This window comes from Streptomyces sp. NPDC051662, from assembly GCF_040681655.1.
Classification (GTDB): Bacteria; Actinomycetota; Actinomycetes; order Streptomycetales; family Streptomycetaceae; genus Streptomyces.
Map to the genome: position 1 here is coordinate 435,982 of NZ_JBFAZD010000002.1, position 24,677 is coordinate 460,658.

26 protein-coding genes, 6 tRNA genes and 1 pseudogene are annotated in these 24,677 nt (G+C 63.0%); 15 read left to right on the plus strand and 18 right to left on the minus strand.

Translation table 11 applies throughout. The features are described from left to right. Positions 1 to 394: 394 nt before the first annotated feature. Entirely contained in the window at positions 395 to 1,717 is a 1,323-nt protein-coding gene (locus AB0M67_RS04615) for an NAD(P)/FAD-dependent oxidoreductase (protein WP_365742535.1), read from the plus strand. 102 nt (positions 1,718 to 1,819) lie between these two features. On the opposite strand, the gene AB0M67_RS04620 is transcribed toward AB0M67_RS04615, so the two are convergent. Beyond that, on the minus strand, positions 1,820 to 3,271 hold the full coding sequence (locus tag AB0M67_RS04620; protein WP_365742537.1) for a regulator: 1,452 nt from the start codon (positions 3,269 to 3,271) through the stop codon (positions 1,820 to 1,822). A gap of 308 nt (positions 3,272 to 3,579) precedes the next feature. Here AB0M67_RS04620 and lipB point away from each other — a divergent pair, with 308 nt between their 5' ends. The 4 genes from lipB (at position 3,580) to AB0M67_RS04640 (ending at position 6,822) form a co-directional block, all read left to right on the plus strand. Then, a complete protein-coding gene (gene lipB, locus AB0M67_RS04625; protein ID WP_365742539.1) occupies positions 3,580 to 4,377 on the plus strand; it encodes a lipoyl(octanoyl) transferase LipB in 798 nt (265 codons plus the stop codon). Positions 4,378 to 4,602: 225 nt separating this feature from the next. Next, on the plus strand, positions 4,603 to 5,568 hold the full coding sequence (gene lipA, locus AB0M67_RS04630; protein ID WP_365742541.1) for a lipoyl synthase: 966 nt from the start codon (positions 4,603 to 4,605) through the stop codon (positions 5,566 to 5,568). A gap of 356 nt (positions 5,569 to 5,924) precedes the next feature. After that, the gene (locus AB0M67_RS04635) at positions 5,925 to 6,110 is read left to right on the plus strand and encodes a hypothetical protein (RefSeq protein ID WP_365742875.1); all 186 of its coding nucleotides are present in this window, start codon (positions 5,925 to 5,927) and stop codon (positions 6,108 to 6,110) included. 10 nt (positions 6,111 to 6,120) lie between these two features. Further along, positions 6,121 to 6,822, plus strand: coding sequence for a DUF4191 domain-containing protein (locus tag AB0M67_RS04640; RefSeq protein ID WP_365742543.1), 702 nt, complete (start codon positions 6,121 to 6,123; stop codon positions 6,820 to 6,822). A gap of 1,492 nt (positions 6,823 to 8,314) precedes the next feature. Here the strand turns inward: AB0M67_RS04640 and AB0M67_RS04645 are convergent. From AB0M67_RS04645 to AB0M67_RS04720, 16 genes and pseudogenes are all read right to left on the minus strand, one after another. Beyond that, positions 8,315 to 8,818 (minus strand): annotated as a pseudogene (locus AB0M67_RS04645) (recombinase family protein); the annotation flags it as partial. A gap of 902 nt (positions 8,819 to 9,720) precedes the next feature. Then, positions 9,721 to 9,972: a hypothetical protein gene (locus AB0M67_RS04650; protein ID WP_365742545.1), complete on the minus strand. Its 252-nt coding sequence runs from the start codon at positions 9,970 to 9,972 to the stop codon at positions 9,721 to 9,723. 9 nt (positions 9,973 to 9,981) lie between these two features. Next, a complete protein-coding gene (locus AB0M67_RS04655; protein WP_365742547.1) occupies positions 9,982 to 11,736 on the minus strand; it encodes a DNA polymerase in 1,755 nt (584 codons plus the stop codon). A gap of 48 nt (positions 11,737 to 11,784) precedes the next feature. Beyond that, positions 11,785 to 12,414 (minus strand): SAM-dependent methyltransferase, encoded by a 630-nt coding sequence (locus AB0M67_RS04660; RefSeq protein WP_365742877.1) that lies wholly within the window; start codon positions 12,412 to 12,414, stop codon positions 11,785 to 11,787. Between the two features lie 86 nt (positions 12,415 to 12,500). Beyond that, positions 12,501 to 12,947, minus strand: coding sequence for a hypothetical protein (locus AB0M67_RS04665; protein ID WP_365742549.1), 447 nt, complete (start codon positions 12,945 to 12,947; stop codon positions 12,501 to 12,503). 209 nt (positions 12,948 to 13,156) lie between these two features. After that, positions 13,157 to 13,708, minus strand: a complete 552-nt coding sequence (locus tag AB0M67_RS04670; RefSeq protein ID WP_365742551.1) for a hypothetical protein — start codon at positions 13,706 to 13,708, stop codon at positions 13,157 to 13,159. Next, positions 13,701 to 14,513 (minus strand): metallophosphoesterase, encoded by an 813-nt coding sequence (locus tag AB0M67_RS04675; protein ID WP_365742553.1) that lies wholly within the window; start codon positions 14,511 to 14,513, stop codon positions 13,701 to 13,703. The genes AB0M67_RS04670 and AB0M67_RS04675 overlap by 8 nt, the downstream gene beginning before the upstream one ends. Further along, on the minus strand, positions 14,510 to 14,899 hold the full coding sequence (locus tag AB0M67_RS04680; protein WP_365742555.1) for a hypothetical protein: 390 nt from the start codon (positions 14,897 to 14,899) through the stop codon (positions 14,510 to 14,512). Before AB0M67_RS04680 ends, AB0M67_RS04675 begins: the two co-directional genes overlap by 4 nt. 127 nt (positions 14,900 to 15,026) lie before the next feature. Continuing rightward, the gene (locus AB0M67_RS04685; protein ID WP_365742879.1) at positions 15,027 to 15,626 is read right to left on the minus strand and encodes a topoisomerase; all 600 of its coding nucleotides are present in this window, start codon (positions 15,624 to 15,626) and stop codon (positions 15,027 to 15,029) included. After that, positions 15,550 to 15,951 carry a CHC2 zinc finger domain-containing protein gene (locus tag AB0M67_RS04690; protein WP_365742557.1) on the minus strand — a complete coding sequence of 134 codons (402 nt, stop codon included), beginning with the start codon at positions 15,949 to 15,951 and terminating at the stop codon, positions 15,550 to 15,552. The genes AB0M67_RS04685 and AB0M67_RS04690 overlap by 77 nt, the downstream gene beginning before the upstream one ends. A gap of 123 nt (positions 15,952 to 16,074) precedes the next feature. Further along, positions 16,075 to 16,374 (minus strand): hypothetical protein, encoded by a 300-nt coding sequence (locus tag AB0M67_RS04695; RefSeq protein WP_365742559.1) that lies wholly within the window; start codon positions 16,372 to 16,374, stop codon positions 16,075 to 16,077. A 41-nt stretch (positions 16,375 to 16,415) separates the two neighbouring features. After that, on the minus strand, positions 16,416 to 16,697 hold the full coding sequence (locus AB0M67_RS04700; protein WP_365742561.1) for a hypothetical protein: 282 nt from the start codon (positions 16,695 to 16,697) through the stop codon (positions 16,416 to 16,418). Further along, entirely contained in the window at positions 16,690 to 17,127 is a 438-nt protein-coding gene (locus AB0M67_RS04705) for an endonuclease VII domain-containing protein (RefSeq protein ID WP_365742563.1), read from the minus strand. The genes AB0M67_RS04700 and AB0M67_RS04705 overlap by 8 nt, the downstream gene beginning before the upstream one ends. Next, positions 17,127 to 17,474: a hypothetical protein gene (locus AB0M67_RS04710; RefSeq protein ID WP_365742565.1), complete on the minus strand. Its 348-nt coding sequence runs from the start codon at positions 17,472 to 17,474 to the stop codon at positions 17,127 to 17,129. The genes AB0M67_RS04705 and AB0M67_RS04710 overlap by 1 nt, the downstream gene beginning before the upstream one ends. Before the next feature lie 33 nt (positions 17,475 to 17,507). After that, entirely contained in the window at positions 17,508 to 18,344 is an 837-nt protein-coding gene (locus AB0M67_RS04715) for an AAA family ATPase (RefSeq protein WP_365742567.1), read from the minus strand. 146 nt (positions 18,345 to 18,490) lie between these two features. Further along, complete coding sequence (locus AB0M67_RS04720; protein WP_365742569.1) at positions 18,491 to 19,294, minus strand: PD-(D/E)XK nuclease family protein; 804 nt, start codon at positions 19,292 to 19,294, stop codon at positions 18,491 to 18,493. Positions 19,295 to 20,208: 914 nt separating this feature from the next. Here AB0M67_RS04720 and AB0M67_RS04725 point away from each other — a divergent pair. Continuing rightward, a complete protein-coding gene (locus tag AB0M67_RS04725; protein ID WP_365742571.1) occupies positions 20,209 to 21,183 on the plus strand; it encodes a LuxR C-terminal-related transcriptional regulator in 975 nt (324 codons plus the stop codon). Positions 21,184 to 21,304: 121 nt separating this feature from the next. Here AB0M67_RS04725 and AB0M67_RS04730 read toward each other — a convergent pair whose 3' ends face one another. Continuing rightward, a complete protein-coding gene (locus AB0M67_RS04730; protein WP_365742573.1) occupies positions 21,305 to 21,796 on the minus strand; it encodes a helix-turn-helix domain-containing protein in 492 nt (163 codons plus the stop codon). A gap of 478 nt (positions 21,797 to 22,274) precedes the next feature. On the opposite strand from AB0M67_RS04730, the gene AB0M67_RS04735 reads away from it, so the two are divergent. The 9 genes from AB0M67_RS04735 (at position 22,275) to AB0M67_RS04775 (ending at position 24,277) form a co-directional block, all read left to right on the plus strand. Beyond that, positions 22,275 to 22,607, plus strand: coding sequence for an HNH endonuclease signature motif containing protein (locus tag AB0M67_RS04735; RefSeq protein WP_365742575.1), 333 nt, complete (start codon positions 22,275 to 22,277; stop codon positions 22,605 to 22,607). Then, positions 22,608 to 22,682 (plus strand) — tRNA-Phe (locus AB0M67_RS04740). It begins immediately after the preceding gene. A gap of 81 nt (positions 22,683 to 22,763) precedes the next feature. Continuing rightward, positions 22,764 to 22,838, plus strand: a tRNA-Ile gene (locus AB0M67_RS04745). Between the two features lie 56 nt (positions 22,839 to 22,894). Then, positions 22,895 to 22,967: transfer RNA gene (locus AB0M67_RS04750), tRNA-Glu, on the plus strand. 376 nt (positions 22,968 to 23,343) lie between these two features. Then, a tRNA-Asp gene (locus tag AB0M67_RS04755) sits at positions 23,344 to 23,416 on the plus strand. Between the two features lie 39 nt (positions 23,417 to 23,455). After that, positions 23,456 to 23,552 (plus strand) — tRNA-OTHER (locus AB0M67_RS04760). A 1-nt stretch (position 23,553) separates the two neighbouring features. Further along, positions 23,554 to 23,626, plus strand: a tRNA-Pro gene (locus tag AB0M67_RS04765). A 58-nt stretch (positions 23,627 to 23,684) separates the two neighbouring features. Beyond that, positions 23,685 to 23,855, plus strand: coding sequence for a hypothetical protein (locus AB0M67_RS04770; protein ID WP_365742577.1), 171 nt, complete (start codon positions 23,685 to 23,687; stop codon positions 23,853 to 23,855). A gap of 62 nt (positions 23,856 to 23,917) precedes the next feature. After that, positions 23,918 to 24,277, plus strand: coding sequence for a hypothetical protein (locus AB0M67_RS04775; protein ID WP_365742579.1), 360 nt, complete (start codon positions 23,918 to 23,920; stop codon positions 24,275 to 24,277). The last annotated feature ends 400 nt before the right edge of the window (positions 24,278 to 24,677 follow it).

The following is a 24,677-nucleotide window of genomic DNA, read 5'->3' on the forward strand; positions in this document are numbered from 1 at the left end:
ACACTAAAGCGTGATTTGTGGCGCGCGAACGCCCGAACCAACGACAGGGCAGAGTCGCGCCGTAAATCATGCCGTCCGGACATGTACCTCCGGAGGCCCCGGCCCCCGGCACCACAACGCACCCCCGCCGGAGGCGCACCCGCACCCCCGCCGGAGGCGCACCGCACCACGCCCCCCGCCGGACGGCGCACCGCGCCGAAAGTGCCCCGCACCACGACCCCCCGCCGGACGGCGACCCGCACCGCACCCGCGCCCCCTTTGCCTCCGTGACCCCCGCCGCGCGCGTCCGCCCCCCGCCCCCTCCCTCCCTACTCTCGACCCCAACTCGGGCGTTCCGGGGGCCAGATGCGCGCATCAGCCCCCACCCAGCCGCGCCGACCTCGGGGAGGGGCACGTGCTCAGCACCGCACTCAGCACCGCGCACCACGCAGACGTCGTCATCATCGGAGCCGGCCTCGCGGGTCTGGCCGCGGCTCATCATCTGACCAGCGCCGGGGTGAGAGTCAGCGTCCTGGAGGCCGCCCCCCACGTCGGCGGTCGCATGGCCACCGACCGGGTCGACGGCTTCCGGCTCGACCGCGGTGGGCGGCTGCTCACCACCTCGTATCCGGAGTTGCTGCGCACACCGGGTTTGGAGGGCGCCGCCCTGCGGATGTTCTCGCCCGGTGTGGTCGTGCACAGCGACGGGCGGAACTACCGGACCGGGGCCGTAGGGAGCGCGCGGAGCGCACTGACAGTGGCGCGCGCCCTGGCGAGCGCCCCCCGCCCACCGCTCGGCGGCGCGGTCGACCAGGCCCGGCTGGGCGCGGTCCTGGGCCGCCTCGCGGCGACGCCGACCTCCCGGCTGCTGGCCCGCCCCGAACGCACCGCGCTGGAGGCCCTGTCGGTCCGCGGGCTGCCCGTGCGTACGGTCAACGGCTTTGTCCGCCCGCTGCTGTCCGCGCTGCTCTGCGACCCGGAGCTGACCACGTCGAGCCGGTGCGCGGACCTCGCGCTGCGCGCGTTCGCCCGGGGCAGACTGTGTGTGACCGCCGGTGGCTCCTCCGTACTGCCCGAACTGCTGGCGCGGACGCTGCCGGCGGGCACGGTCCGTACGGATGTGTGTGTGACGGACGCGTCGATATCCGGTGTCACCACCAAGGAGCACGGCGAGATCACCTGCCGCTCGCTCGTGGTGGCGACGGGCGCGCGGGCCGCGGCCGAGCTGTTGCCGGGGCTGCGGGTGCCGGACTTCCACGCGGTGACGGTGCTGCACCACACCGCGCCGGTGGCCCCGTTGACCGATCCGACGCTGCTGCTGGACGCCGACCGGAGCGGACCGGTGACGCATACGGCCGTGATGAGCGCGGTGGACCCCTCGCGCGCGCCTGAGGGCCGTGTGCTGATCTCCTCGACGGTGCTCGGGCCGCCTCCCCCGGCCGCCGTTCTCGACCGTACGGTCCGCGCGCAGCTCGCGCGGCTCTACGGGACACCGACCGACGAGTGGGAGCTGCTGGCCGTCCACCACGACCCGGAGGCGGTGCCCGCGATGCCCCCGCCGCACGATCTGCGCCGCCCCGTACGGCTGTTGTCGGGGCTGTACGTGTGCGGCGATCACCGCGATACGAACACGGTCCAGGGCGCGCTGTTCTCGGGCCGCCGCGCCGCCCACGCGATCCTGCGCGATCTGGGCGTACGCCCCGCGTACGGACCGGCGCGGCTACCGGCGGTGGCGTAGCCGGTCCTTCACGCCCCCGCGCACCACAAGGGCTCCGGTCCCGTCCGGGCGCCGACTCACCTCGGACGGGACCGGCTCAACTCCCGGCGGACGCACACCCGTTCAGCCGAGCGCCGCGACCCGGTCGCGGTAGTTCCGTACGGCCGCCGCGTCCCGGTACGGCTCCAGCCGCCGTTCGAAGTCCCGTACGTACTCCACCGCCCGCGCCGACCGCATCTCGGTGGCCTGCTGGGCCGCCTCCGCGCCCAGCAGGCACGCCTGGTCCAGCTCGCCGAGGCCCAGACGGCCGCAGGCGAGCACGACACGGCAGAAGAGACGGCTGCGCGCGTACGCCGGGGAGCGCAGCTGGAGCGAGCGCTCGGCGTGCTGCACGGCGGCGCGGTACTGCTGGAGATCGCGGTGGCAGTGCCCGAACTCGTCGGCGAGCTGCGCCTCGTCGAAGAAGCGGGCCCAGTGCGGTACGTCGTCGCCGGGGCGCGCCGTCCCCAGGGCGCGTTCCGCCCGTACGAGCGAGGCCGTACAGGCCCGTACCTCGCCGAGGACGCCGTGTCCGCGTGCCTCCGCGGAGTGCAGCAGCGCCTGGACGACCGGGGGCGCGGAGGCGCCGATGCCCTGCTGGGCGACGCGGGCCAGCTGAACGGCTTCCCTGCCGTGGCCGAGATAGACCGCCTGGCGGCTCATGGTGGTCAGGACGTACGAACCGTACGCGCGGTCGCCCGCCGCCTGGGAGAGCCGCAGGGCCTGGACGAAGTAGCGCTGGGCGAGGCCGTGCGCCGCGATGTCGTACGAGGTCCAGCCCGCGAGCCGGGTCAGATCGGCCGCGGCGGCGAAGAGTCTGCGCCCGGTGCTCTCCCCGTACAGACCGCGCAGCATCGGCTCGGCCTCGTGCTCCAGATAGCGGACGAGCGCCTGCCGGGCGTGGCCGCCGCCATAGGCGTGGTCGAGGGTGCGGAAGAGGTCACCGACCGAGCGCAGGGCCTCGATGTCCCCGGCGGTGACCCGCTGGCCGACGGCGCGTTCGGTGCGCTGCCGGGGGACGGCCTGGGACTCGGCTCTTCCCTGGGTGGGGACACGGGAGCCGTTCTGCGGGACGGCGGCCGGGTGGGCCACCCGCTCGTCGGGGCGGCCGATCAGCCAGTCACGGCTGGGGACGACCAGCCCGGCCGGGGTGAACGCGATCTTGCGCAGTTCGCTGTGGCTGCCGGAGTCCTTGCGCCAGAGGCCGCCGACGATGTCGACGGCCTCCTCGGGGGTGGCGGCGAATTCGAGGCCGGCGTAGACGGGGGCACAGGCGTCCAGGCCGAGATCCTGGGCGGAGAGCCGGCGGCCGAGGCGGCGGGTGAAGACCTCGGCGATCAGTGCGGGGGTGGTGCCGCGTGGTTGCTGTCCGCGCAGCCAGCGCGTCACCGACGTCTTGTCGTACCGCAGATCGAGGCCGTGCTCCAGACCGAGCTGATCCACCCGACGGGCGAGACCCGCGTGGGAGAAACCGGCTTCTGAGATGAGCGCGGCGAGCTGGCGGTTGGGGATGCGCTGCGGAGGTCGTTCCGACATCAGCTGTACGGTCTCCTGCCTTCCGGGCCCGGGGAGCAGCCCTCATGGAACGGCGCGAATTTAGTAGCAGTGACCGGTTTCACCGGCAGCTTCGTCCCTTATTCATCCGTTCGTGTGAGGATCGATGGCGTTGCTGACAAGCGGGCGGCGGCGGTCCGGCGGTGACCCGCGTGGGCGATCCGGCGGAGGCCCGTCGGGGAGCCGGCGTGAGGTGCCCGCGAGCACCTGCCCGGCTCGCCGTCGAGGGCCCGCCGTACAGTGGCGAAGGCGCGATACGTGCACGGTGAAGGTTCTAAGGAGGCACTGCCGTGAGTGAGCTGCGGTACATCCGCCTGGGGTTCGGCGAGGAATCCGTCGAGTATCAGGAGGCATGGCAGGAGCAGCGCCGGGTACACGCGGCCCGCTTCGCGGACGAGATCCCCGACACCTGTCTGCTGCTGGAGCACCCGCCGGTCTATACGGCCGGACGGCGCACTGCGGACAGTGAACGCCCCCTGGACGGCACCCCTGTCGTCGATGTGGACCGCGGCGGGAAGATCACCTGGCACGGCCCCGGCCAGCTGGTGGGCTACCCGATCCTGAAGCTGCCGCGCCCGGTGGATGTCGTGGCGCATGTCCGCCGGCTCGAAGAGGCCCTGATCCGCACGGCCGCCGAGTTCGGTCTGGAGACCTCCCGGATCGAGGGCCGCAGCGGGGTATGGGTGCTCGGTGATCCGGTGGCGCGGCGGCCGGCCGCGCGCGGGCTCTCGCTGGACTTCGATCCACGGGTGGCGGACGAGGAGTTCGACCCGCGGCTGAACGGTCCGGAGTACGCGCCGTCCAACGCGGGCCAGCGCCGGGAGGACCGCAAGCTCGCGGCGATAGGTATCCGGGTCGCCAAGGGCGTGACCATGCACGGCTTCTCGTTCAATGTGAACCCGGACAACACATGGTTCGACCGGATCGTGCCGTGCGGGATCCGGGACGCGGGCGTCACCTCGCTGGCGTACGAGCTGGGCCGGGAGATCACGGTGGAGGAGGTCGTCCCGGTGGTGGAGAGGCATCTGCGGGACGTACTGGAGCACGCGGAGCCGAAGCCGCGCGAGGTCGAGCGCGCGAGCGCTTAGGACGTACACGGCCCGGGGCCCGCACGGCCTCGGGCGGGGCTAGGCCCGGGACGTACACCGCCTCGGGCGGTACACGGCCCCGGGGTTGGGCCGGCTCCTGGGCCGACCGGGGGAATGTGTCCCTCTGGCCACGGGTTGGCCACACGTAATGCCACGCAAATATCGGGCGTAACCTGGTGTTCGCCGAAGAATCGAATGCCGCGCCAGCAGAGAGAGGTGCCGGACGTGTCCGCTGTCGCACCCGACGGACGCAAGATGCTGCGCCTGGAGGTCCGGAACAGCCAGACCCCCATCGAGCGCAAGCCCGAGTGGATCAAGACCCGGGCGAAAATGGGTCCCGAGTACAAGCAGCTGCAGAACCTCGTGAAGAGCGAGGGGCTGCACACGGTCTGCCAGGAGGCGGGCTGTCCGAACATCTTCGAATGCTGGGAGGACCGCGAGGCGACCTTCCTCATCGGCGGTGACCAGTGCACCCGGCGCTGTGACTTCTGCCAGATCGACACGGGCAAGCCGGACGCGCTGGACCGCGACGAGCCGCGCCGCGTGGGCGAGTCCGTCGTCACGATGGACCTGAACTACGCCACGATCACCGGCGTCGCGCGCGACGACCTGGAGGACGGCGGCGCCTGGCTGTACGCGGAGACCGTGCGCCAGATCCACGCGCAGACGGCGGGACGCGAGACCGGCGCCACCAAGGTCGAGCTGCTCGTGCCGGACTTCAACGCCGTACCGGAGCAGCTGGCCGAGGTCTTCTCCTCCCGGCCCGAGGTGCTCGCGCACAATGTCGAGACGGTGCCGCGGATCTTCAAGCGGATCCGCCCGGGGTTCCGGTACGAACGCTCCCTCGAAGTGATCACACGCGCCCGTGAGGCGGGCCTGATCACCAAGTCCAATCTGATCCTGGGGATGGGCGAGGAGCGCGCCGAGGTCAGTGAGGCGCTGCGGCAGCTGCACGAGGCGGGCTGCGAGCTGATCACGATCACGCAGTATCTGCGTCCGTCCGTACGTCACCATCCGGTCGAACGCTGGGTGAAGCCGCACGAGTTCGTCGAGCTGAAGGACGAGGCCGAGGAAATCGGCTTCTCGGGTGTGATGTCGGGACCGCTGGTGCGGTCGTCGTACCGCGCGGGCCGGCTGTACCAGCAGGCGATGGAGCGGCGCGGCGCGACGGTCACCGCCCAGGCCGGATAAGGGATTCGGGCCCCGGCCGGGCTGTGTGAACCTGAGCACAAGCGGCTACCGGACAGTAGAGACGAGTCGTCCCGCGGCCCGTACTCCCCCGCAGGTCATGGGGGCGTACGGGCCGCGTCGGTGTGTGCGGGGGTGGACCGGGGGCCGCGTCAGGGTTTCATTCGCGTTTGACCGGTCGGTCACGCACTGGTAACACCAGTGAGTGACCCTGAATGCACGTTCCGCGTACAGGTGTCCGTGCTTTCGCCTCTCCGTTCACGTTCACCTTCACCGCTCCTGAAGGGACCGCCGCCATGCAGGTCGCGCCGGTACGACCCGTCACCGAAGTGGTGGCCGCGGCCACCCCCCGCACCCGCATGGTGCTGCCCTCCGTCTCCACCGCGCTGCGTGCCGTGGAGTACCTGCTTCTGAGCGGCGGCCAGCGCACGGCCCGCCGTAACGCCTGGACGGCCGTGCTGGAGGACCGTCGCAGGGCCAGGGACCGGGTCGAGACGGAGCATGTACTGGAGGCGGTGTCCGAGGCCACTTCCCACGCCACGTAAACTTCTGGGCATGGCGAGGAAGGAAAACGCAGACACTGCTGCGAACCCGGGGCGACTGAAGCAGATCGCCCTTACCTACAAGATGACCCGGCGGGCCGACTCGAAGGTCGGTCTTGTCGTCGCGGGTGTGGGAATCGTCACCTTCGGTGTCTTCCTCGCGGTCGGCTTCTTGATCAACCACCCCATCTATCTGGGCATCCTGGGCTTCATCCTGGCGTTCCTCGCGATGGCGATCGTCTTCGGCCGCCGCGCCGAACGAGCCGCCTTCGGGCAGATGGAGGGCCAGCCGGGAGCGGCGGCGGCCGTTCTGGAGAACGTCGGACGCGGCTGGACCACCACGCCCGCGGTGGCGATGAACCGCAACCAGGACGTCGTCCACCGGGCCGTCGGCAAGGCGGGCATCGTGCTGGTGGGCGAGGGCAACCCGAACCGGGTGAAGGGGCTGCTGGCGGCCGAGAAGAAGCGCATGGCGCGCATCGTGGTGGACGTGCCGGTGCACGACATCATCGTCGGTGACGGCGAGGGCCAGGTGCCGCTGAAGAAGGTCCGTACGACGATGCTGAAGCTGCCCCGGGTGCTGGCGGGCCCGCAGGTGACGGCGGCCAACGACCGGCTGCGGGCGATGGGCGACCTGATGAGCAATATGCCGCTGCCGAAGGGTCCACTTCCCGGGCGTGGTGCTCGTGGACAGTCCCGACCACCGCGAGGATAATCCCCGGTCGCACCTTTCCAGTCATCTCCATCTTGGGGAGCGCGTGACGGGGGGCAACAGGCACCCCGTCACAGCCCTTCATGGCCTCCATCACGCGTTCCCATTGACCTGAGTTGCTCCACCGCCTCCAGTGGCCAATCAACCCCTTAGAACCGCTCTCAGCGTTCAGTACGGACCAGGCAACACCAGCACGGGCCTTCCGCAAGAACGCCTCCAGGATCGTCCTGGGGGCGAGCCCGCCCCGTTGGCGAGGCACAAGGCCCCCGTTCGGAAACCCCTCAAGGTCAACGATCTCGTTCCACACGTTGTCAGTAAGGTTCGGCACCGGCCTCTCATGCTCCCTGAACCAGTCACCAATAGGGCAGGCCAAACCTCGGTGCATCGGGGGCGGACTCTCAAGCAACCGGACTTCAATGTCAAGCAGTCCAATCCACTCTTCTTGCCGCTCTTTGGTGAACTTGTCCAAACGACCCGCTGCCGCTTCTGAGAGGAACTGAAGCTCCTTGGTGCGCTGATCAGCCGAAGTGGACTCTTTCTGCCAGACCTCTACCTCATCGCGGTCCCGCCGAAGCTGATCAAGTTCGTCATAGAGGGGCTTCAGCTTCTCCTCAACAGCGGCTTCAGCCGCGAAGCCCTTGAGCCCCTGGCGAGTTACCTGCTTTGCGGCGACAGTCATCATGAGGTCTATCGTGTCGTTCTTCTCGGCGATCTTCTGATCCAAGGAAGCGAGCCGAGAGGCATAGTCGATCGTCTGCTTAGCCGACACGCCCTCCCACTCCTCAGCCAGGGCCTTGAGTCGCTCAACGTCTCCAAGTAGTTCACATATCCTGCCCCACACCCAATCTTCAACGCCTTGGGCATAGATCTGGGGACAGGCACACGTTCCCGCGCCGGCATAGCTTTCCGTCTTACCGTTGCAGTGGTAATGCAACGTCTCCGCCTCAGCGGAGCTACCGCCTACATAGCGTCCGCCACAGATGCTCACCACTCGGCCTGAGAGGGTGTAAACCCTCCCCTCTACGGGCGATGCCCGGTTGGGCTTGGCCGTGGCTGCCCGAAGCTCCGCAACCTCGTCCGGGGTGAACATCGGTTCCAGGGGAAGGGTGATGGACTCGCCCCATACTGGATTGCCATCCGGTCGGAGTTGAGCATTCCTCGCACTACGGAATACGTAGCGCGCGTTCAACAGATCCTCATCCATGAGACGACCCCGAATGTTGGGAGCAGCCCAGGGCTTTCCAGAGCGCGTGAAGAAGCCTTCAGCATTAAGGTAAAGGGCGACCTTCTGCCAATTTCCCTTAACCTTCACGGCCATGTTCCTGGCGAATCGCAGAACCGCAGTTTCGTGAACGGTATCGCAGGGGTCCGTACGGGAGCACGCCTCACCCCCATCGCAAACGTCAAGAACCAAGCGCTGTTCACCCTTCCGCCCCTGGTTCTCAATGCGGTATCCGTAGCGGGCCTGACCACCGGGGAAGCCGCCAACCTGAGCCTTCTCTTGAATGCCGCCCTGAGTACGCCTCCGAATCTTGGAAAGCTCCTTGGAATCCTCGTTGGCCTTGTCACGCATGCGCGACTCGCCCTCTTCGGTTGTGTTGTCAATGTCGTCGTCAACAACAGCCACGAAAATTCCCAGGTCTTGGAGCTTCCAGACCCATTCCCAGAAAACACGGTTCCGACGGCCGATAGCCCGAGTCTCATAGACACAGACCAGATCGAAGGGGCGAGGCTCCTGAACAGCTAGCTCCATGACCCTTGTCGCGCCCTCACGCTTCTCCCAAGGGAGCGTGCCTTTCTCGCCTTCATCAGTAAAGGTGCCGACATGGGTCCAGCCCTTACGCGCGATGTGTGCGGCGGCCCGCCTACCTGTGTAGGCGATGCCGTAACCCTTTGTCTGGTCTTCGGTGGAAACGCGCAGATAATCAACGGCTCGCAGGGCTGATGTATTTGCCGCCCTGGCTGCGGCATCGATTGCAGATATGACAGACTTACCCATGTCAGTCCCTTCACGACTGGCGAGACGACCCCGGGAGGGCCTGAGAAACGCTCCCGGGGTCGTCGTATGGCTAGCTGATCATACGTCAGCCTTCTCTTGACTCCACTGAGAACAACAGTTCGAGAAGGCGACGATGGGCCTCGATGGAGCCCGGCGCTTCGGTGGCAACCCACGTGACGGTCCGGCCTTCTGAGTCAGTCTCAGAGAGGCGCAGGTCAGAGGCACTTGCACCTAGGTCCTGGCTCAAGGCCACTGCCCCCAAGTCACCCCTTCAGCGCCCCGGCCGGGTTGGGTCTGCCTCCCGGCGCCGAGCCCGCTAGGCCACTCAACCTCATCGGCATGAGGCAAGCCGCTACACATAGGCCACGCTGAGGGCTTCTGGAGTGGTGCCGTCTGCCTTGTGTAGGACGATGATGTTCCGGCCGAACGCCTGGCGCTTGGGGTGGCCCGTTTCCCGCTCACCCCCGTGAAAGGAGGTCTCGACGGTCATACGAAGCCCGTTGGGTCCTGCCTCAACGCGGCCCAGTTTGACCCGACCCTGCGTGGTGGAGGCCGAGAGTACGTAGTCCCCTGCCTCAACTTGGGTTCCGAGTGAATCATTCACAGTCCATCTCCATGTCTTCAAACATCACTCCCCCTGTTCGACAATCTCCGTTGGTATTCCAGCCTTCATGGCAAGCTCCGCCGCAATAAAGGCTCCTACGCTGCCGCTCTGGATGAAGGCGAGGCAGTGATTCAGCCCCAGCACGAACCATCTCAGCGTTGCGGAGGAACCCCGTACGCCTGCCGTGTCTGCTCCAGTCGACTGGTGCCGGCCCGCCTCCCGAGCCACCGCACGTCACCGATGACCCTCCCGACGGGGCCAGCATCAGCCGATGCGCGTGAGCCGGTGACCAGCAATCTCAGCCTTCGGCATCCACGCCCTCGAATGCCGACAGGCCCATGAGGGAATTCCAGGTGTCGGCCGCCATGTCCTCAGCAAGCTCGTGGGGAACCCCAGAGGCCACAGCCTCAGTGATTACCGTCCCAGAGATGCGGGCCGCAGTGATGGCGTAGGCGCCCTGCTTGTGCAATCGCTCGGCGTTCAACTGTGTCTCGATGCCGGAAATCAGGTCCTCAAAGGATCCCGCGGTCTCGTTTTCGTTCTCGGTCATCATTCTCCCTCAGTGCTTACTTTTCTCAAGTTCCAGCACACTTCCCCAGGAGCGCTCTCCGATCTCGGCATCAGTCGGAATCAGGAGCCCCTGCACAGAGAATTCCATTAGCTTCGAAGCCTCGCGTGCCATTTCAGATGCTTCCTTCTCGGGGAAACTGAATACGATCTCGTCGTGAATCGGCAATCTCATGTATGGCGTGAAACCAGCCCCGTCGAGCTTCAGCAGGGCACGAGCCGTCACGTCGCGGCTACCGCCCTGGATGAAGTAATTCAGCGCGCGGAACCACTTGCCGGCATCCACCGGTAGCCGACGCCCGGTTGCCGTATAGATGCAGCCCGTTCGCCTGGCCTCACCTGCGAGCTTCTTTCCAAAGGCGCCGACCCCTGGGTAGGTCCCGTTAAACGCCTCCAAGACGCGACGGGCTGTCTCCTCATCGACGTTTGCTTGTTCCATGAGGGCAGACCAGCCGCCTCCGAATACTGTCAAGAAGTTGGCCATCTTACCGACCTTGCGAATTACCCCAGCCGCATCGGCAGTGATCTGATGCAGATCCTCGCCTTTAAGGAATGCCTTAAGCATCGTCGGATCGCGGGAGAATGCTGCCAAGTAGCGAAGCTCCATGTTGCCGAAATCGATTGAGCAACTAACGTGGCCCTCGTCGGCAAGCCACATATGGCGAACGTATCCGTCCCCAGCGGGGAACGTCATTGCCGGAATTACCCCAGTGACCGTCATGCGAGATGTGCGGGCCTGGAGAGAATTTATGGATCCGTGAACCCTGTCATCCGGGCCCCGTCCGTCCAACGCCCGCTGAAACCACGTCTTACGCCATTTTCCCGCCTTCCGCGATTTGATTACCGCATTCGCAAGCGGATGCTTGAGCCCGCTGAGTACATCATCGTCCATCGCAAGTTGACCCCTTTTCGTGCGCTTGGTCAACTGCACACCCATGCGGGTAAATGCCTCAACGAGCTGGACGTTAGAGTTTGGATTTTCGATCTCGAACGACCGAGCAACGGCCTCCCAGCGCTCTTGTTCTGCTGCTAGCTCCGCACAGCACCTCTCGGCGTATTCGACATCGAGTAGATACCCGGTGCGCTCCATCTTGGCTGTGACATGGGCTAGTCGGTGCTCCCAGCCGATGAGGCCCTGAGCCTTGGAGCGAGCCGGTACAAGACGGTAGAGGAGTTGGAAGAGCCGAAATACAAGCGCTGGGTCCATTCCCGCATAGAGCAAGAAATCCGGATCTAGCAGCTCAACAAGCTTCCAGATCTTCTCCTTCGTAGTCTTGTACTTCTTGGCTATGAGAGCCATGGAGCCCTTGACCTCATGTGCGGTCTGCTCACAGATGTAGTGCTTGGTCAGCTCTTCCAGCTTGAGACCAGGCCCCCGCTCCTTCACCGCTCTCGGGTCAACCAGATGCGCGAGTAGCCGGGTATCCCACATCTTCGGAGCAAGCTCCTCCATGGGGATTCCTAGCGCGACCTCAACGACGTGGAGGTCAAAGGTTCCGTTGTGCGCAATCAGCCATTCAAGACGCTGAAGGGCGCGACGAACGGCCTCAGAGAAAACCGGGCCCAATTCCACGGGGATCACCCATGTCTCTGAGCCAGAGCCGAGCTGGGCCAGCCGGCATCGAAAATCAGGGGCCCAATAGTCCAAGCCGGTGGTCTCCGTGTCGAATCCGAGGATACGATGCCGAGAGATGAATTCCTCGAACTGAGGAAGGTCTCTTTCAGACTCGACAACGTGAATTGACACCGATTGCCCCTTCAGCCGGTAAGCGAGTCGCTTCAAACGACCTCCCCTCTACTCCAGCTGTTCGATAAATGCCTCTCCCACGTACTCCGCGTAGGCAGGTGGGATGCACTCACGAACCCCTTCGCGGGACATCCAGGGAACGCAAAGGTCGTCCTTCGCATCTTCAACACCGATGAAATTCCCAACGTAATACCCCATTTCCCCTGGCTTACGTCTCCGTCCCATCTTTGTTTGCCGTCTCATGTGGGGGGCGTGTTCGGGCTGGGGTAGAGTCCAGCCCCCTGACTCGAAGAGCCTGTGGCGATAGGTCTTGAGCCCGAAGTACGCTCCGCACAGCATGACGGGATCCCTCATTTCGGGGAGAGCCCCCATTACGTTCTCAAGCACCCAGGGAACGCCGATGGCATTAAGCGCTGTTCGCGTGGGCGCCAAAAGGTCCGGGTGATGGTTCTGCCTTATCCGCTGCGTCTTGCTATAGAACTGACACGGGCATGAGGCATGGATGAGGTCGAATTGATGGCCGTAGTTCAGAAGGAATTGGATCGCCTCGCCCTGCACGAACTCCAGGGGGTAACGAGGCTGAGGGACAATGTCGACCCCCACGACTTCAAATCCTGCATTTGAGTACCCTTTTCCTGCGCCCCCCTGGCAGCAGTAAAGGTCAAGTAGTCTCAGAATCCCACCGACCCCCCGCGTGGAACAAAAAAAGGGGGCCGAGGAAACCTCGGCCCCCTATGAGGTGCCTTAAAGCGAACTGTTAAGCCTTACTCGAAGGAACCGTCCTTCTGCCGCCACAGCGGATCGCACTGATTCCCTTTCGGTGCGTTGCAAAAGAGCGCGGCCCATCCGCCGTTCTTACCTTGCCCCTCTCGCAGCGTCCGGCCGTGGGGGCAAGGGTCGCCCTCAGGTGCGGCAGCATGGGCAGCGGGCAGGACCTTTCCGCCCGCGAATGTCTTGGGAGTGGAGTTTCCGGCCTTGCCGGTCAGGGGCTGGTGAGTGTCCCTCATCTTCACAGCGGCCGAGCTGACCAGCTCAATGACCCCGTTGTCCGCAAGCGCCTGCACCAGTTCCCGGACGCGCTTTGCGGCCTCGTCTCCAGTGGCACCGAATACGGTCGGCGTGAGCCACTCCGCGTCATAGCCTGCTGCGGCCTTGAGTGTAATGCCGATTTTGAATGGGCTCGGAATAGCAGCCGTACCAGAAGCAGCCATGGGCTTGATCTCCTTGGAGGTCTCCGGCTCTCCCCAGGGGGAGCCTCCATCGAAAGGATTGGGGAAGCTCAATTCAGCTCTTCTCCTTGTCGTCTAGAACATCGAACAAAACACAGGAAGCAACTAATTCGGTAGCGAAAAGGCCACGGGAGCCGACAGGGAACTAAGGCTCACTGTGTAGCCACGAAGGGTTGTCTGGGGTACGCAGTTCATGCGTTTTCCTTCCTCAGGTCGCGGTTCATTTGGCGCGCAAGCGCATCAAGGCCGCGGTTGCTTGCCTTGCGCTCTGTGTCATCCTTTGGAGGAATTCCGAACACGTACCGGCGCATCAGCACGCTACGTTGGCTCTTGGTGAGCCGGTTGAGTGCAGCAGAGGCATCCAGCCGTGCAGAGACGAGATTGTCAGTGACTCGGCATGACAGGAGGTCGTCTCTCTTTCCAAGCATCTGCCCGATTTCTTCGTCGGAGTAGATGAAGGTGGCAAGTGCTGACTTCGCCTCGTCGGGCGTGTAGTAGTACCTCCCGTCCTCAACGTCTCTGGCGTCACGCTCCTTTGAGGCGTACTGATTTCCGGCCTTCTTGCAGAACGCCCAGATGAATGGGTCTTCGTAGGTGCGCTCTATGAGCGTCCGGCGCTCGTATGCGTGGAGGAGTATTGCCTGCTTGACGTCGTCCTTCTCTACCACGCTCCAGGCAGAGGCGATGGAACGAGCCGCCTTATCTGCGATTTCCGCCACGTGGGCCCAGTCGATCTCAGTCACGCGCCAGCCCCTTCCTTGCGAATCGTCCACCAGCGCCACGGGCAAGCATTCCGTAGCACTCGCCTTCAACAACGAATGAGCCGTCTCGACGGATATCCACGGGATAGGGAGATACGTCGCGGTCTCCGACGTAGAGAATCCCGAACCCTGCCTGCCAATTGGCCACAGCGCCGGGTCCGAGGTACTGAGCCTTCCGGGGGTCCATGATGTGTCCCACTTCAAACCCCCAGCGGAGTCCTCCAAGGTGGCTGGGGCCCTGGCGGCGAACACCCAGCCGGTGCGTGTGTCCCATCACGATGTTGTGCACGGCCTTCGTTGCGTGACCGAAGGCCGTGGTACCGGCGATGCCCGACAAACCCTTGATCTCGTGGCCGTGGATCAGCTGAGTGTCCGGCCCCACTGTGTGAAACGGCGGGATCAGGCTGACTCCGAATCCTCCGAAGTCCAGCAGCCTGGAAAAGTGGAAGTCCTCGGAGAACTCAGCCAGGGCAGGGGCTCGGTTGCTCAGATACGTCCTTGGCCTGAGGTCGTGATTTCCTTCCAGGACTCCGAAGAACCCTGAGTAGACGGCCCGGATAGGGTCGAACACGAAACGCTTCGTCTTGTCCGACTCGGACTTGACCTGCTGGCTGTATTCCCGCCGTGTACCCTCATTCCAACGAGACGGTGTTTCATAGTCGTTTAGATCACCAATCTGATACAGCTCATCAGGCTGGTAGTCGCCAATGAAACTGATGAGGTTGTTCAGTGCTTTCGCGTCGTGGTACGGAACTTGGAGATCCGATATGACGACTACTCTTTTCAAATTGTCTCCCCCACTGCCATCGCATGCGCCAGACCCCAAGCAACGTCGTTATCCTGGTGCATCTGCATGCGATTCAGGTCCTCCTTCACCCACCGGGAGAGGGCCGGAACAAGCCGGGTGAGTGCATCTCGTGCATTTTCCCCCTCCTGCTTCTCCAGCTCATCTAGCGGGATGCCAAGGCGGTGGAGGACGACACCGATTACGCAGCCGGCGGCCACGTTGGTGCCATCCTCGTCCTTGTGCACGTAGAAGCAGACACTCCCGTCCTTGGTGGCCCCCATGTGCTCCGGAGCCGAGTACACGTATTCCGGGCGCTCTGCCACGACTTTACGGAGAGTTGAGAGAACGTCCTCGTCAGTGATCTCAGATATCGCAGTGGTGGACATCAATTCTTTCCCTTCTGAGTGGGGCACATCGGTTCGCCGAGCGGAGGAGCAGGATAGAGAAATAAGGCCGGGGAGACAGTTCCGATGGCGCGCCCCACCACTTCATTCCCGCTCTCCGAAAGCCATTTCACAATCCGATCCGTTCTTTCAGGACCCCCGGACCGTGCCGGAGAAGAACCGCATTCGAGTCCTGATCTTCCGGCATCTGAATAGGTGTGGCGTTCGGCAGACTGCTTGCGAGTTCGTCCATAAAAGCAAGCCCAGGCCCGTCTTCCGCGATCAGAAAAACGGTCTCGTAGCCTAGTAGGGCGGGTGTCCAATAATCGCGCCATGTGCCGGTGCCTGGTACTCCCACGGCGGGGATTCCCGCAATGTGCCAAGACATAGTGTCGAATTCGCCCTCAACCACCACCAGGACCGCACTACTCTTAATGAGCGCGGGGGTGTTGTAGAGCCTCGGCGGGTCGCCAGGCAGGCTCATGTACTTGCCGTGGCCCTGGTGCTGTTCCTTCTCACCCTTGTGGAAGAGGTAGCGGCCGTCAGTGTCCTTTACGCATTCGTCTGCGATGCAGCGGAACCGTATGGTTGCAACCCCCTGGTCACCGCCGGCAGGGCGCAGGTACGGAAGGCAGAGGCTCCCCGCGTACCGCTCATGACCAGGTTGAGCCGAACGGACGTAGCCCAGGCCGAACTTGGCTGCGACATCTCCGAGACCCCGGCCCGTCACGTACGTCTCGGCTGGGCTGCCCTTGTACGTCTCGTGGTACTGCTTGGCGATCAGCACCGAATTGGGTACATGCGAGTTCTTTGGCTTCAGCGAAGCCAATTTTTTCCTCCCTCATGATCACAGCGTAAGAGTCCTCGGACAAGCTGCATGCGAAACAGTTCCATCGGTCATTATCGAGATCCACCGATGCGGAGGGATTTGAGTCCGGATGCGAAGGGAGGGGGCAAGCAATCCTCACTCGCCCCCTCGTCACCTTTGTCTCAAGCCCGTAGTAATGGGCGAGGACTCTAACGATTGGCGGTTTCGATGGGCTGACGCTCACCATTGGGGCCAACCTTGTACCTTGTCACCGGGAATTCATACTTGCGGGCCGCGGCCTGCCACGTGTAGAAGTTCCCGCGCCAGTTCCGTGAGTGTGCCGGGTCCGATCCTGTGTAGGCGTGACTCATTAGCTCCGGGAACCCCATCGATAGGGTTCCTTCTTCTCCTGAAAGGAGATGTAGGAGCCTGGTGTAATGTTCTGAAACGGGTGATCTTCAGTCGTCCAGTCCCGGGCTCCCATCATCAGCAGTGCGTTAGTGACACTGTCGACGTGCTTTCGCACAGTGCGTTCCCTGGAGCCGCCGACCTTCGCGGCGATTGCAATGAGCGTTTCCGCTTCCTCCATAGTGAGAGTGAGGGTGATACCCGGCACCTTCGTGACTCGCGTGACTTCCTGTTCAATAATCGTGCGCTTGGCTTCAGCCATGAGAACTCCTTGACGATGTTGAGATATTGGCGGCGCGCATCTCAGAAACTGAGATACGACGTCTTGGGCTCGTTGAGCCAGCGAAGGCTTCCCGAAAGCTGATCGAGGATGGGATTACCGTAGGTGCTGACGCCAGCGCTCTTGAGCGCGTAATAGACAGCATCGGTGTGCTTGCGCGGAGAATTCTCGGCGTTTCCCTTGACGTTCGCGCTCAATGCCACAAGCGCCATGGCCTCTTCCTCAGTGAGTGTCAGCGTGAACGAAGGAATCTTCTTGGTTTCTACAACCTGCTTCTCAACCGTTGTGCGCTGGGCGTCAGCCATTTTCATTCTCCTTGTCGGATGTGTAGCGTGGTCCGAGGACTTTCCAGGCTGGATAGTCCTCTAAGTAGTCCGCTGCCCGGCGCAGAACCTCAGGGCGGTCTCTTGCCCCCCGCGCTAAGAGTTGGCCATTGCAGCGGGCACAAAGAAGGCCGCGAACCGCCCCCGTCTTATGACAGTGGTCCACGGCCAAATTTGCTCTTCGAGTTTCTCGGCAGATTGCGCATTTTCCGTGCTGTGCTTCGAAGAGCGCTTGGTACTCCTCAGCAGACAGCCCGTAAGTCGCCTGGATACGCGTATTGCGAGCTGCCTGACGGCGGGCGACCTTCCGGCAGGATGAACAGACCTTCCCCCGAGTGGACGTATAGAACCTCTCAGATCTGTTTTTCCCGCACTTCGTACACTCCTTGAATCCTTTCCTAGGTGCTGCCATCAGACCCCCGTCCGGATGGCCGCCTCTAGCTTTCGAAATTCTTTGAGTTGGGCGTTCTCCTCCACCAGGGCGAAGAAGTTGAACAGCGGGATTGCCGCAACTAGTCCCTTGTCCCCGAATTCGATGACAGCGGTTTTGACTCCCCCGCTGGCCGCGCCTATGAGAACCTTGGAAAGCTGATAGAGGTTCAGACGGCTCGCGTTATCGATCTCTATAACGATTGCCACGCCTTCAGTTTCTACTTCGGACAGGTCCAGGCGAGGGAAGCGCTTTTCGAGTTGAAACCCGAACTCCCGCTCAGCCTTGAAGCCGCCTCTGGAACCGTGAACCACTGATCTGCTCTCCATTTTCAAAGTAAGCCTTTCAATGACAGGAGGCAACTAATTAGGAACGAAAGAACCCGGAAGCTCCTCCTCAAGCTCCTCCAGTCGCAAGTTGGAGCGATTGAGTCGGAAGCTGGCAAAAGTCCCCCCCGAGGAGTCCTCGAACCCCTCTCGATTTTTCACGGGGCTCACATGGAGGATCCGAGAGTTCATCCCGTCAACCTCTTTATGTATGGTGAGAATGAGCGAGGGAACTCGATGCACTTTCCCTTTCACTCCACTCAGAGGAATGGGATTAAGCCCGTCCGAGTGTTCACCTGTGACGTGATGCAGGCCAAGCACATGAGCACTCGTCTCCCGAGCCATCTCGGAGAGATATTCACAAAGCCCCTCAAGGCCGAATGTATAGCTTTCTGCGTCGCCAACGACTCCGGTGTCCACATTCGTCACATTGTCGACCACCAGCAGATGTGGCGTGCACCCGTACACCTCCAGATAGCACAGGAGGTAAATCTCGATCTCCTGCTGCCCTGGCCTGGCCGAGAAGTTGAAACGAGTCCACCAGCGCTCACCTAGAGCGTGCTCATACGCCGAGAAATCATCGTCAGCCAAGGCTTGCTTCACCGCCCTGACATCCTCTCCCGTAATCATGGCCGTGGCTCTGGTTACCTGCGTGGCGGAGCTGGAGTCCGCGGAAAAGTACAGGACAGGAACGTTCGCCGTCATCGCGAGGAACAACGCAAAGAGACTTTTTCCCGTACCTGGGCCGGCAACGACCAGAGACAATTCCGCACGGCGGAACTCGACCTCTAGCCTCCTGAGCGACTTGAACGTGTTCGGGAGTGGCTCGCCTGCGGCTCCCCTGATATTCACCGACTGAGCAAGAGAGAACAACGACGCACCTTCCTTTCACTGCAAGGACTAACCCAACCCCCTCGCAACACAGGAGGCAACTAACTGTGGTTAAAAAAAGCCCCACGAGGGGCGGGTCTGCTGCCTCACAGGATAGGCAGGGATCACGCACAAGATCAACGGGTTTTCTACACTCGCCGAGCGGAGCACGCGTGAGATACATCGCAAAAGCGACAGTGAAAACCCGGCTTCGCTGCGAAGTCTCCCGCATTCACGGCATCCTTCACGGCTTGGTCCATGCTGACGAACCGCGCGCCCACGGCTTCCTCGGTGACCTTGGTCAGGTCTATGGGCCGTGACGGCTTTCCCGTCTTGGCCATAAACCAGTCAGCATCGTTGACCGTGAGCCCCAATACCTTGCGCGTCAGAACCCCGTACGTCTCAAGCTGAAATTTCGACCTCGTACTACCCGTCTTGAGGTCCCGCACTCGTACCGCGCCGTCCGGCTGCGCTAGGAGCTGGTCCACGTAGCCTTGGACGGTGACACCCGAGATGGACGCCGTCAAGTGTCTTTCGACTCCGGCCCCTTGACCGTCTCTCCAGATGACAGGCCCGGCGCCCTCTGCCCACCGGACGTAGGCCCGTGTCTGCTCCAGCCCGAGAACGTACCGGGCCTCGATGTCCGACGCTCCCCCGGTGCCGGCGGTCATCCAGCGGTCCAAATCGGGTTCTTCCTTGAGGCTCTCTCTCACTCGGGTTGAGTAGTCCCTGTGAAACATGTTCGCGACCTGGTCCGCGGTGAGCTTCCGCCCGCTCACCTCGTACGTCTCTATGGCGGCGTGGAAGGCGCTGCCCTGGTGTGACCACGCGGCAGGCCGAGGAACGATCCTCTCCACCCTCCGCAGCTCGTACTGTCGGGGGCACTTCTCAAATTGCTCAAGCTGACTGACGGATCGCGTCATACTCGCTACCCGCTTGTACCGATCGGTCATGCGTCCCCCATTCGGTATGGACCGCCGGATGCACCAAGTGCACCAGGAAACGGCTCGACAGTGGAAACCACTTGTGAGGGTGACCGTAGACATCTGTTTCCACAACTCGGTTTCCCCACGGAGCCCCCAGCTCCATGCTGAGCCTCTGAAAGGCCGTGTGATCCTCCGGGAACAACACGTCAGACTCGGTAACGATGTAGTACGTCCCAGCGGTCAGCGTCGTTACTCGCATGATCCGTAGTGACTCGGAGCCGTACACGTCTGTCCGCATCACGGGCAGGGCCTCCCCCACCACCCGCCGCAGCTCCGCTCTCGCGCTAAATGTGCTCACGTCTTGCCTTGCCCCCCACGCTGATGAAACAGACGGGCGGGGGTGCGTAACCCACCCCCGCCCAGCCCCCGTACTCCACCTCTACGGCTACGGCCGCCCGTTTGTCATCCCCAATTCGTATCGGACGGCGCGGCAGAAGCCGGAGGCGCGGGCCAGTTGGGATCCGGCTCAGGACTCTCAACGACCGGGCCAGATCCCCAGTTGGTATCGCCCTCAGTGGCTTGCCCCCAACCGGCCAGTTCGGCGGTCGACCCTGTCACCACCACGCCGGCAAGCGCCATGGCAGCCAGGAACCCCCGGAATCGCCGTTGCCTCATAACCCCTCCAAGATGACTGCGAAGACTGCGCTGACCCCGAGTGAGCGATGCCGGGGAGGCCCCCCGGCGCCTCCCCGGGCCTTAACTGGCGCGGTACGGGGGGCGTCCGCCCCTGGGCGCCATTCATCTCTCAACCGCCGTACCCATACGTACGATCGGAAGATCACACTCTGTAGGCTGCACCGCAGCACGGCGTAGATCAAGTCAACAATCGTGCCCCTTGGTGCAGTGCACCAAGGTGCACGCGAGACCGGGCAGGAGGACGAATGAGCGACGCACACAAGTCGGTTCACACACAGCCGTACGAGCTGTCAGCACCCGCCCGCGACCTGTGGCAGCGGCTAGCCGATGGCGCCCAGGTGCCGGAGTCGGAACCCGATCTCCAAGAACTCATCAAACACCGTCTAGCCGCGAAGAATCCATTTGCGGACCTGTGGGGCGCGGGGGATCCACGGCGAGCCCAGCGTGAGGCCCTGGCAGAGGAACACGGCCGGATCAGGCATCACCTCAACCGTGCCCAGCGCGCGGCTGAGCTGTACGAGGGATTGGGCCACGCACAGAACACCGACAGCGGAGGCGTGGAATACCTTCCTCGTCTAGATCTTGCCACCGCCGCTATCTCCCGGGCCGTGCAAAGTGCGGGGCACTACATTTATACGGCGCATCCCACAGACCGTGATCCTGAAATGTTGCGCTCGTCCGCAGTGCAGGACATTGATTTACTCAGCAGGGGAATCCGGTACCGCACCATCTACCCGGACACCGCGAGGGCCCGCGCAGGAGAGCGTGAGTGGGCGAGCACGGTAAGCGCTCACGGCGCGGAGGTGCGGACGCTGTCCGCTCACATCACTCGAATGATCATTATTGACGGGAAATTCGCTTTCGTCTCCGATCTGACAGGTGAGCGCAGTAAGGCCAGAGCTTTCAAAGTCACGAATTCCGGTATGCTGGCACTCCTGGAGAGCATCTATGAGGATCAGTGGGATCGAGCAGAGCCCTGGTTGGGGGGAAAGACCGCCCAGCCGACAGACGGAGCGACCAACGCCAGGTCCCGGCAGATCCTCAGACTTCTGGCCAAGCAATACGCCCTCGCTCAGATTGCGAAGGAAATGAATCTGAGCCTTCGTACAGTAAAAAACGAACTCGCCAAGCTGTATCAAAACGTCGGAGTGGAAACCCTTTTCGCTCTTGGCGTGTGGTGGGCCTCAAGCGACGCCGCCGAGGAACGCCAGAAACCTTAAGCCAGTCCCCCAGGAGGCGCCCCCGTCACTAAGCGTGGGCGCCTCCCGCGTTTCGTATCAGAATTAAGAAAATAGCCCCGCTCAGCACAGCTCCGGCACGGGCCCTGCACTAGAACCCCGTCTAACTCTCTGGGGGCGCCTCAACCACCTTTAGACGGAACAACGCTTTCCGCTCGTCGTCGAGCGGGACAGACCTGGGCCACCTGATGACAAGCTCCCCGTCCCGCTCGGGATCGCGCGGAACGTAGTGAGCCCCCTGAGTTTCATGTAGGTCCAGGACTTCGCCTTGGACAACATGATTAAGGAAGGCTCTAAGCGCCAGTTGAGACCTTTGAGAAACTTCGGCACCCATCCTTTGCCGGAGAAACGCCCTGAGCCCTAGGTACGGCTGCTGTGCCCACAGTTTCTTCTTAGCCGGGTGGTTAGCAATGTCCCATGGAAGTGCGGCGGTCACATCTTGGATGGGCCCGCGACTGTACTTGCCCATGTCATTGAAGCGCTTTGCGACTGCCTGTCGACTTACACCGAACTCGGCGGCGATCTCCGCACGCGACATGCCGAGTGCTTCTCTCTTCAGCAGTTCAGCGTTGTCAGGGAGAATCGGCTTCCTCATTACGCGCCATTCCGATCACTCGTTCAACGTTCACTGACCTCCAGCGGACGGGAGCGCGGAGCCGTAGCCGACTCTACCGGCACCGCCTACGCGCCTACACCGCCCAATCACGGCACTGTGATCCAGGTCTCAGTCCCCCGCTTCGCGTCCGATGCCACCTCACAGGACAAGTACATACCTAGCGAGAGTGAAAGACGCGAAGTTTACTTAGATCAGTAGCTACTCTCTTACTGAGAGTAGCGTAATGGTGATGACTTGGTAAGCAGAATCAAGGACTCCCTTTATCTAAGCTTTCCTCTCGGCCGAGTCTCCGGGCCGACCACGCCGCCCAGGCGTAGGACGGGGGCAGAGGGTGACCCCGGCGCCAGACCAGAAGCCGCCGGGGGTCACGGCTTAGATCCGAAGGCAAGAACCAGCCCACCCCTCAGAGCCGTGAGCGAAACACTCACCCAGAACACGCGATCGAACGGGGGTGAGTATGCCGCGCGCCGCTTCCATCTGCCTTGTGCATGGCTGCACTAAGCGGACCGCTCGCGCAGGCCGATGCGGGGAGCATGCCCCGTCCGAGCAGCCTTGGGCCCGCAAGAGCGCCAGGAACCTGCTCAAGGACAGTGCTTGGGAACGACAGGTCCGGCCCAGGGCCCTGGCTCGTGACAGTTTCGCCTGTCTTGTGTGCGGCGCCTGTGAGCGCCTGGAGGTCGATCACATCTTGCCGATCGCCAAGGGCGGTACATGGGCGCTCGATAACGCACAGACCCTGTGCCGGCGATGCCACGAGGAGAAGACGGCCAGGGACCGGCGGAAGAAGTAACGGCCCTTAGCTCAGTCACGGGAGAGCACCGGAGTGAAATCCCGGGGCGCGGCGGTTCGAGTCCGCCAGGGCTAACTAGGAGTGATTGACGGTACCACTCCTACTCAAAACTCTCCCCGTCCGTAGTTTCCGGAGCTACGTTGCGAAAACCGGCACTGGCCATTAGCTCAGACAGGTTAGAGCACGCTCCTGATAAGGGCGGGGTCCCTGGTTCAAATCCAGGATGGTCAACGGCGGGGTAGCTCCCCTTAGCCTGAAACTCCCCCTGATCAGGGGACGGATGGCTAGCGTGTTTCGTCTAGTGGCCCAGGACGCCGCCCTTTCAAGGCGGTAGCGCGGGTTCGAATCCCGTAACACGCCTATGTAGTACCGAAGTTGGGTAGCGAACCTCTCATGGACGCCACCTTGCACTGCCCGAGCTGCTACGAAGCTGTCACGGTCGACGTCAAGTCCGTACCGCACAACGAGGCCAGGAAGGTCCTTGAGCTGAGCTGCGGACACAGACTTTCAGTGCCGACAGGTGCTGGGGAGCTTGACGTGCTACGACTCCCTGCCCACTTGCTGGCGAACGTGGCAAAGCTCAAAGAGGAGGGTCGTTGGCCCCGTCCCGTCAATCTACGGTCCTTCGATCCCGCAGCTAATGAATTCCCACCACTGTAGAAACCTACTCCTTAAGGATCGAGGGTCCGGAGCGGGTCGAGACACGGGTTCGAATTTCACAACGTAACACGCGCACGCTCCCTTAGTTCAGCGGATAGAACACCGCCCTGTCGAGGTGGATGCCGCCGGTTCGAATCCGGCAGGGAGCGCAAGGCCCGAAAATAGCGCTCTGACCGGCGCAACGATAGGGCTGGGGGCAAGCTCACGGAGAGCGCTGCCCGAGTACCGACGGCTAGTCACCCGAGGGAAAAGGCGGCGGGCCGGTTCAACTCCGGCGCCCCGTCATCTGGTCATAGCTCAGCTGGTAGAGCACTCGCTTTGGGAGCGAGGGGCCGCAGGTTCGAGCCCTGCTGATCAGACCGCCAGGCCCCCGAGGAGGGGCCTTTTTTGTTGTCACCTCAGGGAAGTGATGCACCAATGTACGACGCCCAGGCGGAGCCGCCCGAGGACTCCCACCTGAGGTCAGTGACCCAACCGAACCGTGCTCAGAGCAAGGTGCGCTGGCACCAGGAGGCGGCCTCTGAGCTTGAGGACCTGGGCGACCTGTACGGGTACGGCCTCGATGTGCCGGGGGTGCAGCTCCGATGACACGAGGACCTGCCCCCAAGGAGAACGCTCAGCGACGCAACGTTCACCCGGGAGCACAGACATTGCCGGCGGAGGCCCAGAAGGGCCGTGAGCTGCCTAAGGGACTCGGGATCACAACTTCTGGCGCCAAGCGGTTCTGGAAGACGTGGAGCACCGCGCCGCAGACGGCCGCATGGGCTGAGACCGACTGGGCCGAGCTGGAACTAACAACAAAGCTCGTTGATGGCCTCTTCAAGGGCGACTTGAAGCTAGCCGGTGAGATCCGTCAGCGGGTCGCCAAGTGGGGGGCCACGGTTGAGGATCGTTCGCGGCTCCGAATGACTTTCCAGAAGCCGGGCGAGGAAGAGACCGCGGCACCTTCTCCGGCCCGTGTGGAGATGGACATTGACGAGGAGCTTTACAAGCTACTGAACGGCTCCTAAATAGGCGGTGATCCTTGCAGACAGGAAATCTTCCCGCAGGGGTCCCGAAGCCTACTGAGACACTCGGTTACGGCATCATCCGATGGGCTCAGAAGTTCATCGTCCAGCCTGACGGTGACAGGGCCGGTGAGCCCTGGCTGTTCAACCCCGAGCAGCTCCGATTCGTCTTGTGGTTCTACGCCATCAAGCCTGACGGATCATGGCACTACTCGGCAGCCACTCTAAGACGTGCAAAGGGCTGGGGGAAGACACCTCTCCTTGCTGCCCTCGCTATTGCCGAATTCCTGGGCCCTTGCAGGTTCTCCCATTTCGATTCGTTCGGTCTTCCTGTCGGTAAGCCTGTCCCTTTGCCGGTCGTGCAGATAGGCGCTACCGCGCTGGACCAAACAGAGCAGACCAT